General features: G+C 63.3%; 9 protein-coding genes. 5 read left to right on the forward strand and 4 right to left on the reverse strand.

All coding sequences use genetic code 11. The features are described 5' to 3' along the window. Positions 1-59 precede the first annotated feature (59 nt). Positions 60-2,027 (reverse strand): hypothetical protein, encoded by a 1,968-nt coding sequence (locus ABWU19_RS08110; RefSeq protein ID WP_435901203.1) that lies wholly within the window; start codon positions 2,025-2,027, stop codon positions 60-62. Positions 2,028-2,204: 177 nt separating this feature from the next. Here ABWU19_RS08110 and recF point away from each other — a divergent pair, with 177 nt between their 5' ends. Together recF and ABWU19_RS08120 are read left to right on the forward strand one after the other, a co-directional pair. Continuing rightward, positions 2,205-3,302: a DNA replication/repair protein RecF gene (recF, locus tag ABWU19_RS08115; RefSeq protein ID WP_435901204.1), complete on the forward strand. Its 1,098-nt coding sequence runs from the start codon at positions 2,205-2,207 to the stop codon at positions 3,300-3,302. Further along, complete coding sequence (locus ABWU19_RS08120) at positions 3,302-3,682, forward strand: hypothetical protein (protein ID WP_435901205.1); 381 nt, start codon at positions 3,302-3,304, stop codon at positions 3,680-3,682. Before recF ends, ABWU19_RS08120 begins: the two co-directional genes overlap by 1 nt. Before the next feature lie 21 nt (positions 3,683-3,703). Here the strand turns inward: ABWU19_RS08120 and ABWU19_RS08125 are convergent, their stop codons facing one another. Further along, positions 3,704-4,444, reverse strand: coding sequence for a sulfite exporter TauE/SafE family protein (locus ABWU19_RS08125; protein WP_435901206.1), 741 nt, complete (start codon positions 4,442-4,444; stop codon positions 3,704-3,706). 81 nt (positions 4,445-4,525) lie between these two features. Here ABWU19_RS08125 and ABWU19_RS08130 point away from each other — a divergent pair, with 81 nt between their 5' ends. The 3 genes from ABWU19_RS08130 to ABWU19_RS08140 all read left to right on the forward strand — a co-directional run bounded on the left by ABWU19_RS08130 (position 4,526) and on the right by ABWU19_RS08140 (position 7,646). Next, complete coding sequence (locus ABWU19_RS08130) at positions 4,526-5,326, forward strand: DUF721 domain-containing protein (RefSeq protein WP_435901207.1); 801 nt, start codon at positions 4,526-4,528, stop codon at positions 5,324-5,326. A gap of 78 nt (positions 5,327-5,404) precedes the next feature. Further along, complete coding sequence (locus tag ABWU19_RS08135) at positions 5,405-6,364, forward strand: branched-chain amino acid transaminase (RefSeq protein WP_435901208.1); 960 nt, start codon at positions 5,405-5,407, stop codon at positions 6,362-6,364. A gap of 103 nt (positions 6,365-6,467) precedes the next feature. Continuing rightward, positions 6,468-7,646 (forward strand): MFS transporter, encoded by a 1,179-nt coding sequence (locus ABWU19_RS08140; protein WP_435901209.1) that lies wholly within the window; start codon positions 6,468-6,470, stop codon positions 7,644-7,646. A gap of 5 nt (positions 7,647-7,651) precedes the next feature. Here the strand turns inward: ABWU19_RS08140 and ABWU19_RS08145 are convergent, their stop codons facing one another. Both ABWU19_RS08145 and glmS read right to left on the reverse strand, forming a co-directional pair. Beyond that, positions 7,652-8,464, reverse strand: coding sequence for a DUF72 domain-containing protein (locus ABWU19_RS08145; RefSeq protein ID WP_435901210.1), 813 nt, complete (start codon positions 8,462-8,464; stop codon positions 7,652-7,654). A gap of 138 nt (positions 8,465-8,602) precedes the next feature. Further along, positions 8,603-10,417, reverse strand: a complete 1,815-nt coding sequence (gene glmS, locus ABWU19_RS08150; RefSeq protein ID WP_435901211.1) for a glutamine--fructose-6-phosphate transaminase (isomerizing) — start codon at positions 10,415-10,417, stop codon at positions 8,603-8,605. Positions 10,418-10,995 lie beyond the last annotated feature (578 nt).

Consider the following 10,995-nt stretch of genomic DNA (forward strand, 5'->3'; position numbering starts at 1 on the left):
AGGCATACTGACTGGGGGTAGGAGGTTCTGGGCCGCATGTTGCTAAGGCTTTCAGCTACCTAGCGCTGTGTGCCCAGAAGCCAGGCCGCAAGGCTGTTGACCACGTCGTTGTCGCCGATGAGGTTGGGCCGCTCCAGGGCGGCCTCGAGGAAAGCCCTTATTAGGGTTTCTTCGGCTTTTTCTAGCAGCTCGGCGACGCTGCTGCCGCTGTAGGGGCCGCTTGTGAGCTTTCGGCTGAGGCTGGGGATCTGCTGGGCCCTGGGGGCCGCTGCACGCAAGGCCGCCTGAACCCGCTGGATGACCAGGGCCTCGCCCTGCTCGGAGAGCATCTGGGTGCTGCTCAGCAGCGGGGCGTTGCCCAGGTCGCGTAGCTCGATGCCGGCGGCATAGAGCTTTCGGCTCAGGCTGGGCTTTCCGGCGGTGAGCTCGAGGCGGGCGCGGGCCGAGCCGTAGGCCACCTCGAGGATGTAGCTGCCCTCGGCGGGCAGTTGCACGGCGGCCCCGGTCTGTACAGTGCCGGTGGTTAGGGGACGCAGCGAGACATTCTCACTGGCGCTTTGCAGCACCTGGCCCCGCTGATCCAGCAAACGGGTGACCAGGGTTCCCGAGGCCAGATAGGGAAACCCTTGAAGGTTAACCTGGGGAAAAACTGCTTCGCCTGCCGAAAAGGGGCGGGCCTCGAGGTCGTCGGCCCGCAACATCAGGCGCTCCAGCGCAACCGTAACCCTCGCGGTAGCAAGCTGCTGCACGGCGCGGCGGGCCCAGGGTGCCAGGGGGCTTTTAGGGTGGTTTTGCAAGAAGCGCTGGTAGTGTGCCAGGGCCTGTTCGCTCAGGCCGGCCCGCTCGGCCAGGTAGCCCTGCCAGAACTCCAGCCGGGGTGTTTTGGCTTCCTGCAGGTCCTTCAGGGCGGCCTGAAACTCCTCCCCCTGGTCTACCTGCAAGGCCAGGCTGTAGGCCTCACGGGCGCCCAGGTGATCGCCGTAAAGGGCCCGCACCAGCCCCAGGTTGTAGGCGGGTACGGCGTATTCTTCGCGGCTTCTGGCCTCGAGCTTCAGCGAGCGCAGGGAGGCCGCAAGTGAGCGGGCATAATCGCCCAGCAGGTAGTAGGCCCAGCCCAGGTTGGTCCAGTAGAGGTTTTTTTCCGGCAGCAGCGCCAGGGCCCGCTCGAGGGCTCTTTTGGCCAGGGCCGCGTCGTTTTTATCAAAGGCCGCAAAACTCAGCTCTTCCCAGGCCAGGGGCAGCTCGGGGGCTATCTCGGTCAGGTTGCGGGCCACTGCACCCCACTGGGGGTCTCCCAGGCCCCTGAACAGCAGCAGGGCCGTGAGCCGCTCGTAGACCCTGCCCTCGGCCAGCTTGCGGGCTGCACGCAGGGCCTCGCTGCGGCGCTGCGCGGAGAAGTCCAGCAGGGCCTGGTAGGCCAACGGGAGCTTGTTTTGCTGCATCTGGATCCAGAAATCCTGTAGTTCCCTGGGTAGCTGCTCGCTGATCAGGAGCGAGGCCACCCCATCCTCGCGCAGGGCCAGCGCGGCCCGGTAATAGGGCAGGGGCAAAGGGGTGTTCTGCACCGCCAGATTGCCCTGGGCCAGCCGGGCAAAGTCTTCTTCCCGCTCGGGCTCGAGCTTCCACCGGCCTGCCTTAAGGCCAAGCCGGCCCGCTGCCCAGTACATAGCCAGCTCGGGTCGGCTAAAACGGCCCTGCTGTAGCCCCGCAGCATCAGCCAAAAACACCCGCACCCATCCCTGCCGGTCTACCGCGCCCACCAGAAGCCAGTCGGCCCCGCTTACCTCACGGGCCAGCCGCGCCCCCCCGGCGCTGCTCAGCGAACCTGCGGCCAGGTCGTAGCTGCCCTTAAAGGGCAAGGGCGGCAACACAATGGCGGCCAGCGAGGGCGGCGCTACCCCCAGCCCTGCGGCTACAGCATGTGCAATGGATTGACCGCCCGGCCCGGAAAACGGCAGTACCACGCCCTTGGCCCAGGCCGAGGCCGAGAGCAGCACCACCAGCAATACCCTAAACCAGCCCGTCATGGGGCTATCTTACCTTCAGGGCGGGTTGTGAATAAGCCACCTGGGCAGGAGCCTTGGGGGCCGCATTCCTCCCGGCGTGTTTGACCTGTGCCCACCAACCGCACTGCCCCGCACCCGTACCCATAAATGAGCCTTGCGGTCTTGAGCCCCAGGCTTCTGGCCTTTAGCCTATAGCCAGTGCGTCTGTTGCGGTTGCGGCAAAAAAACTTTCGAAACCTTTCCACCCCGCTTTTTGTGCCGGGGCCGGGCCTGACCACCATCGTGGGCGGCAATGCCCAGGGCAAGACCAACCTGCTCGAGGCCATCGAGCTGGCCCTGGGCGGTGAACTGCGCAACGGCATGACCGAGCGCATTGCCTTTGGCCAGAGCGAGGCCTGGCTCCATGCCGAGATCGAGACCCAGTTTGGCAATAGCCGCCTGGAGGTGAAACTGAGCCGCGAAGGCCGCGAGCACCGGCTCAACGAAGCCCCGGCCTCGCTGCGTGAGCTGGCCCAGTTGCCGGGCGCGGTTCTGCTGGGTCCCGACGACCTGGAGCTGGTGCTGGGCCCCCCGGAGGAACGCCGTCGCTTTTTGGATCTGCTGCTTGCGCGCTTTTCGGCCCGCTACCGTGTGATGCTGGGCCAGTACAGCCGGGCTTTGCAACAGCGCAATGCCGTTTTGAAAAGCAGTTTTAGGGGGCGTGGGGGGGAAGGCGCAGGACGGGCAGATGCCCCTATGCTCGAGGGCAAACAAGGCGGTATCCGGGCCGCCATTGGCATCTGGAACCACGAACTGGTCAAGTATGGCAGCGAGATTCTAAGCCTGCGCCGCCGGATGCTGTCCAGGCTAACCCCCCTGGCCCGCGAAGCCTACCGCGAGCTTGCGCCGGGCGAGCTAAAGCTGGAGCTGTCCGAGACCACCGAACCCGAACGCTTCTTGCAAGCCCTTGAAGACAACCTACCAGAAGACCTCCAGCGTGGCGCAACCAGTGTAGGACCCCACCGCGACGACCTCATCATCCTGCTCTCGGGCCGCGAGGCGGCGCGCTACGGCAGCCGGGGCGAGTGTCGTAGCATTGCCCTGGCGCTGCGTCTGGCCGAACACCGCCTGCTCTGGCAGCACTACCAGGAGGCCCCGCTTTTGCTGGTAGACGAGTGGAACAGTGAGCTGGATGCGCGCCGTCGGGGGGCCTTGCTGGCTTACGCCCAGAGCCTGCCGCAGGCCATTCTGGCGGGGCTGGAAACCCCAGGCGCAGGGGCCGTGGTCGAGATCGAAGCTGGGGTCTGGAGCCAGTAATGCCGAAGGAAACCCCAAACACCCATTCGCTACAGGAAGCCCGGCGCGGGCTGGCCTGGGCCTTGCTGCTGGGGCTGGCCATTCTGGCTGCGATGGTGGCGCTGTTTATGGGATTTGTTTTGCTGCGGCTGCTGCCTTATGCCGGCTTGTTGGTGACCTCGAGCGAACCCCTTAGCCTGCCCTCGGGGGAGCGGATACACCCCTCCTGGTTTCGACTGGCCGCTTCTGTTTTTGCTGTTGCGCTGGGGTTGGTTGTGGCCTCGGTGTGGGGTTTGTTCCGGTTGCGGCGGGCCTGGGCCAGGCCTTCTGCGCTTGAACCACCCCACACAAAGACGGCCTCGAGGCCAGGAAAAAAACCCAGCAAGAAGCGCAAATCCTGAAAGCGCCAGCGCAAAACCCCTTCAGAAAAGCAGCAAACGAAGGCCGCCCAGCAAGGCCAGGGCCAGGGCCATCCACTCGAAGGTGCTCTGCCGGATGTGGTTCAGGAGCCGACGGCCCGCCACCGCGCCCAGCACCACCGCGGGCACCAGCCACAGGTTGAAGGCGAGCGACTCCCAGGTAATGAGGCCCAGCCCTGCCGCAAAGGGCACCTTAAACAGATTGACCACCAGGAAGTACCAGGCGATGCTCCCCACCACCTCGAGCTTCCCCATCCGCATGGCCAGCATGTAGATGAGCACAAAAGGCCCGGCTGCATTGGCCACCATGGTGGTAAAACCAGCAGCCACGCCCATGCTGGGGGCAAAGGCGGGGTGCTTTGATATGTTCACATCGCTCAGGTTGCGGGCCTTGCGGTAAAGCTGATACAGGGTCATGGTTGCCACAATGGCCCCAATCACCCGCTGCACCTGCGTATCGTTGCTCAAGTAGAGCATGACCGTACCCAGGACAACCCCCACTGCGGTCCAGGGAAAAATACGCAAAAGCTCCTGCCAGCGCACGTTTTTGTGCAGCATGCTTACAGCCAGAAAATCGGCGCAGATCAGCACCGGCAGCAGAGCACCGGTGGCCTCGCGGGCCGGAATAATGCTGGCAAACAAGACCACCGCAATGGTTACCGCGCCGGACAACCCGGTTTTGGAAGCGCCCACCAGCCAGGCAGCCAGCAGGGCCACGGCCCAGGATTGGGGGCTGAGTTCCATGGCCGCTACCATACTCCAGCAGAGCCCATTGGTGGGTGGGGTAGTAGCCAAGGCTGTCTTTTTTGCCTAGCCTTTAAGGGGATGTCCAGGGCCAGACCATCTGCCGAAATTGTCGCTAAAATTTTGCGCCAAAAAGGGCTTAGCGCTGGGATTCGGCGGGGCCGGGCGCTGGTGCTGTGGCCCGAGATTGCGGGGCCAGCCCTGAGCGAGCTCACCGAGGCCGAGCGTCTGGAGGATGGGGTGTTGTTCGTCCGCGTGGCCGACTCGGTGGTTGCCCATCAGCTTACCTATCTGCGGGAAGAGTTCATCCGGCGCTACCAGGAAAAGCAGCCAGGCCTGGTGCAGGAGCTGCGGTTTTTGGTGGGGGCTGAGAAAAAAGCCAGACCCAAAAGCAAGCCTACAGCACTGCCCAAGCTGGATCCCGAGGAAGAGGCCCGGCTGCAAAAGCTGGCCCAGCGCTCCCCCCAGGACCTTCAGGGGGTGATTCTGCGGGCCGGAAGGGCGGTGCTGCAAAGGCAGAAAGAAAACCCCCACCCACCCTGCCCCATCTGTGGCGGGCCCAGCCCGGAGCACCCCTGCAAACCCTGCCAGACGCTCCTGGCGGCACCCGCTGTGCAACGCGAGGCGGGACGCCTGACCCGCTTTCCGCTCAGAACACGCCTCGAGGGCGAGCCCCTGCAGGCTGCCCGCTACCTGGCCCAACAAAAGCTCGAGGCCCAGCTACGCGACCTGCTGCCCCAGGTTATCCAGCAGCCCGAACTAATACCCATTCTGCAGGATACCGCGCGGCGCTACCTGCAACTTCGCACGGGCGAAAAAGAGGTTCGGGCTTACCGCCACCTGCTACCCGAGACGCTGGGCTCGTTGCTCAAAGAGGTATGATTGGGGTGTCCGCGTTATAGCGCCAGGGATTTATATCAGGCGCACCGGGCCCATCTGCGGCAACCTTACGGAGGAAACATGACAACCGAAACCAAATCCAAAAATGTTGGGGGCGATAGCAAAATGAAGGCCGGGCTGATCTGGTTCAACGGGCAGATGGTGCCCCAGGAAGAGGCCAGGGTCTCGGTACTGACCCACGCCCTGCACTATGGCACCAGCATATTTGAGGGCATCCGGGCCTACGAGACCCCAGAAGGCCCCGCCATCTTCCGCCTGCAAGAGCACACCGAGCGCTTTTTTCACAGCGCCAAAGTCATGATGTTCGAAATGCCCTTTAGCCCCGAGCAGATTAACCAGGCCGTTCAGGAGGTTATCCGGGCCAATGGCTACAAAAGCTGCTACATCCGCCCGCTGGCCTGGATGGGGGCCAACACACTGGGGGTGAACCCCCTGCCCAACAACCCGGCCGAGGTAATGATTGCCGCCTGGGAGTGGGGCACTTACCTGGGCGACGAGGCGGTGCGCAAGGGAGCCCGGCTCATCACCTCGTCCTGGGCCCGCTTTCCGGCCAATGTGATGCCCGGCAAGGCCAAAGTGGGGGGCAACTACGTCAACAGCGCCCTGGCCCGCGTGGAGGCCCAGCAGGCCGGGGCCGATGAGGCCCTGCTGCTCGACAAGGAGGGCTTTGTGGCGGAGGGGTCGGGTGAAAACATCTTCTTCTTTCGGGGTGGCGTGCTGTACGCAGTCGAACACTCGGTCAACCTGATGGGCATAACCCGCGACTCGGTCATTACCATTGCCCGCGACCTGGGCTACGAGGTGCGCGAGGTGCGGGCCACCCGCGACCAGCTTTACATGGCCGACGAGATGTTTATGGTAGGTACCGCCGCCGAGGTTACACCCATCTCCTACCTTGATCACCGGCCCATCGGCACTGGCAGGGCTGGTGAACACACCATGAAGCTCAGGGCGGCTTATATGGATGTGGTGCACGGTAAAAACCCCAGATACAAAGCCTGGTTGACCTACGTCAAATAGGGCCACTTGCCAGCCTACACTTATCGCTTTAGTGCACGACGGCGTATCTGCTGGCACACCGACAGGGGTTTGCCAGGCCACCCAGGATGTACACTGTTGACCGGTGAAACCGCTCTCGTTGTTGTTTCTGACGCTGTTCAACAGCATTTTGGGCCTATCGGTTTTGTTTCCCATTCTGGGGCCGCTTTCGCGCGAGCTGGGCTTGAGCGAGGTGCAGGTCGGGCTGTTTTCCACCGGCTATGCCCTGATGCAGTTCCTCCTGGCCTCCTACTGGGGGCGCCAGAGTGAGCTGATGGGACGCAAGCCCATCCTGCTGGTGGGCATTTTGGGCTTCGCCTCAAGCTTCTTCTTGTTTGCCCTGTTCGCCTGGCTGGGCTACCAGCAAGTGCTTTCGGGCTGGGGACTGTTTGCTTTCCTGCTGCTTTCCAGGCTGCTGGGTGGGGCTTTTTCCTCGGCCACCCTGCCTACCGCCCAGGCCTATCTGGCCGACATCACCCCGCGCGAGCAGCGCACCCAGAGCTTTGCTGTGCTGGGGGCTGCGTTTGGCCTTGGTGTGATTTTTGGTCCAGCGATTGGGGCTGGTCTGGCGCACTTTGGCCTATTGGCGCCGGTGGTTTTTTCGGCTAGCCTGGCCCTTCTGAATGCGCTGTTTGTGTGGCGGGTTTTGCCCGAGTCACGCAAGCCCCAGGAGCGCCCCCCAGCCCCCCCCAGGCTGGCCTGGACCGACCCCCGCATTCTGCCCTTGCTGCTCATCGGTCTGAGCATCAACCTGGCCTCCATCGCCATGGAGCAGACCGTGGCCTTTTTGTACCAGGATCGCCTGGCGCTAAGCCCCGCCCAGACTGCCCAGGCCGTAGGTACAGCCCTGGTGATTTTTGGCGTGGTGGGGGTGCTGGTGCAGGGTTTCTGGGTGCGGCTGGTCAGGTGGCCGCCCAGGGCCTTGCTGGGCCTGGGTTTGCCCCTGTTGCTGCTGGGCTACCTGGGCCTGGTGTTTGCCCCCAGCTTTGCCTGGCTCACAGCCTCGCTGGTGCTGCTGGGGCTGGGCTCCATGACCGGCCCGGGTCTAACTGCGGCCCAGTCGCTGGCGGTTTCCGACCACGAGCAAGGTGTGGTGGCGGGCCTATCCAGTGCCGCGCAGGCCCTGGGGCGCATGTTGGGGCCGGTGCTGGGCACCTCTTTATACGGGCTTTCCCCGGCCTATCCCTATGTGTTTTCGGCGGTGCTGATCGGGCTGGCGCTTTTGCTCTTTCTGGCTAGGCCGCAATTGGCCAGCCCGCGTTAGCGCCTTTACCCTACCGGCAGCCCCGCTTCTTCCAGCAACCTCTTCAGCATCTCCAGGTTCACCAGGGCATGGCCTCTGGTGGTGTTGTTGAAGATGAACCAGACCTGGGTCAGGGGGTGGTGCTCGAGCGCTTCTTGCAGCGCTTGTACCCAAAAGCGCAGCTCGCCCTCGAGGTAGCGGTAGTCGTGCCGCTCAGCCTGGTCCTTGCCCTCGTACCACTTCGCCTTGTTGCGCCCCGAGAGCCGGATGTAGGCGGTTTCGCTGGTGATGTGCAGCTCATTTTTGGGCAGGCCGGGTAGGGGGGGGTAGTCGGTGCTGACCCAGATCAGGCCGGCCTTGCCAAACGCTTCGCGCACCTCCTTCTGATCCCAGGAGGCATGGCGAAACTCCACCGCCAGCCCGCCGGGGGCCAGGCTTTGGTCGGCGAAGCGCTGGGTCAGCTCGGCAAGGTACTTGCGGTTCTCGGGGGTGCGGTGGAAGCTCTGCGGGAACTGGGCCAGAAAAGGCCCCAGCACCCCCGCCTCCCGCAGGGGGGCCACCGACTCAAAAAGCCGCTGGTAATCGTCGTTGCTGGCATTGCGCTGGTGGGTCATGCTCTGGTGAATCTTGATGGCCCAGTGCACCCGCCCCTGGCTGCGCCTGAGCATTCCAGCAAAGGCTTTGCGGCCAGGGATGTTGTAGAAGGAAGAGTTCAGCTCTACAGCGTTATAGTGCCGGGTGTAAATGGATAGCCACTCCTCCTTTTTGGCCTCTGGGGGGTAAAGCAGACCCACCCAGTCCTCGTTGGTGTAGCCGCCGGTGCCCAGGTAGATTTCCATGCTTCTTATTGTGGCAGGCCGTGGGCCCAGCACCACCCCATCCCGGCAGCACCGGCATGGGGGCGGCACAAAACCAGTCAAGGATACGCCGGGCGCTTGGTGGGCCTGGGTTTGTGAAGAACCAAAGGGAAAAGGGCTCTACTCCACCGTCACGCTCTTGGCCAGGTTGCGGGGCTGATCCACGTCGCGGCCCAGACACACCGCGGTCTCGTAGGCCAGCAGTTGCAGGGGCACCACGCTGACCACCGGGGCCAGCAGGTGATGCACCTTGGGCACATAGATCACCTCCTGGGCAAACTTCTGTACCTCGGTGTCGCCTTCGGTGGCTACGGCAATCACCCGCCCGCCCCGGGCCCGCACTTCCTGGATGTTGGAAACGGTTTTTTCGTAGAAGGGGCTTTGCGTAGCGAGCACCACCACCGGCAGGCGTTCGTCAATCAGGGCGATGGGGCCGTGCTTCACCTCGCCGGCGGGGTAGGCTTCGGCGTGGATGTAGCTAATTTCCTTGAGCTTGAGGGCCCCTTCGTAAGCGGTGGGGGCCTGGATGTGCCGCCCCAGGAAGAGATAGTCCTGGGCCTGGTGGTACTTCTCGGCAATGTGGGCCACGTGGGGGCGATGCTCGAGCGCCTCTTCCACCAGCCGGGGCAGCTTACGCATCTCGCGCAAAATTTCCCCTGCAATGCGCTCGTCCAGGGTGCCCTTGGCCCGGCCCATCCAGACTGCCACCATCGCCATAGCGGCCAGCATGGCGATATAGGCCTTGGTCGAGGCCACCCCGATCTCGGGCCCGGCGTGGATATAGAGGGTGTCGTCTACCTCGCGGGTGATGCTGCTGCCTTTGGCGTTGATGACCCCCAGGGTTCCTGCGCCCTTGCGCCCCGCTTCGCGGATGGCCTCCAGGGTGTCGATGGTCTCGCCCGACTGGCTGATGCAGATAGCCAGGGTTTTGTCGTCCACCACCGGGTCGCGGTAGCGGTACTCGGAGGCCACATCAATTTCCACCGGAACCCTTGCCAGGGCTTCCAGCAGGTACTTGCCTACCCAGGCCGCATAGTAGGCGGTGCCACAGGCCACGATGTGCACCTTGTCGTAGCGGGTGGGCTCCAGCTTGAGGCCCAGTTCCACCCCAGCCTCCTCCTCGTGCAGGCGGCCCCCCAGGGTGTTTTCCAGCACCCGGGGCTGCTCGTAGATTTCCTTGAGCATGTAGTGGGGGTGCCCACCCTTTTCGGCGGCCTCGAGGCTCCAGTCCACCGTTACCACTTCGCGCTCTACCGGATTGCCGGCCAGGTCGGTTACCCTTACCCCCTCGCGCTGCACCACCGCCATATCGCCATCGTGCAGGAAGATCACCCGACGGGTGTAGGGCAGCAGGGCTGGCACGTCCGAGGCCACAAAGTTTTCCCCCTCGCCCAGCCCGATCACCAGCGGGCTCACCGTGCGGGCCACCACAATCTCTTCGTGATCCTGGTGGGCCACCACCAGGGCGTAAGCACCGTAGGCCTCAGCCAGGGCCAGCCGCACCGCCTCTACCAGATCGCCCCGGTATTTCTCCTCAATCAGGTGGGCCAGCACCTCCGAGTCGGTCTCGGAGGTGAAGGTATGGCCCCTGGCAATCAGGCCTTCCTTGAGGGGCAGATAGTTTTCGATGATACCGTTGTGGATGACCACAATCTCGCCCTTCTCGGTAGCGTGAGGGTGGGCGTTGGGGTCGGTGGGGGCCCCGTGGGTAGCCCAGCGGGTGTGTCCCACACCAAAATGACCGCTCAGGCGGTGCTCTTTTAGGCTGTCGGCCAGCACCTGAAGCTTGCCGGCTTTTTTGACCACCTCGAGGTGCCCGTTTACCTTAACCGCAATGCCCGCCGAGTCGTAGCCACGGTACTCCAGGCGCTTTAGCCCGTCTAGAATTACCTCCGATGCATTTCGAAAACCCACATATCCCACGATTCCACACATCTTTGCAACCTCACTCTCCAATAACTCAAACCATAGCCCATTTTGCGGGCCGGCCCACTGCCATTTGCACCAGACTGGGGCGAAAGACCCCAGGGGCAGCCCGCCACCAGCGGCCCGTGTTTCGCCGATTGGCTTCTATCATTCCCTTTGAACCCTGCCCTTTGGTTGTCCGCCGCTCACGCGACCGGTTTTCCCGCAGGGCTCTTCTGGTCCCCGACCTGTTTGGGGCCAGCGGAGAGGGGGAGGTTCACACCCTGGCGGCATCCGCGGAATAGCTCGATCTTTTGCAGCTTGCTGCTTATCTCTATTAGAGACCGCCACCTCGTAAGGTCGAGGAAGGCCTTCCTAAGACACCTTAGACACCTTCGCCTTGCCTTCCCGACCCCCTGCGCTCCTCGCTTTGTACCCAAGCCTCCTTTCTGGGTCTTAATAAACCCCTTGTTATTGTACGGTTTTTTCGTCTGAGTGCTTGTTCATACTTGACAGCGGGTGTGTCCTGGATTTAGGCAACTAGGCTGCAGCGGGGAAAGCGGCGTGTCGGACGGCGTGGAAAGGTATGACGGGGCTGTGGGAGAAGA

Source organism: Meiothermus cerbereus (assembly GCF_051297115.1).
GTDB classification, from domain to species: domain Bacteria; phylum Deinococcota; class Deinococci; order Deinococcales; family Thermaceae; genus Meiothermus; species Meiothermus cerbereus_A.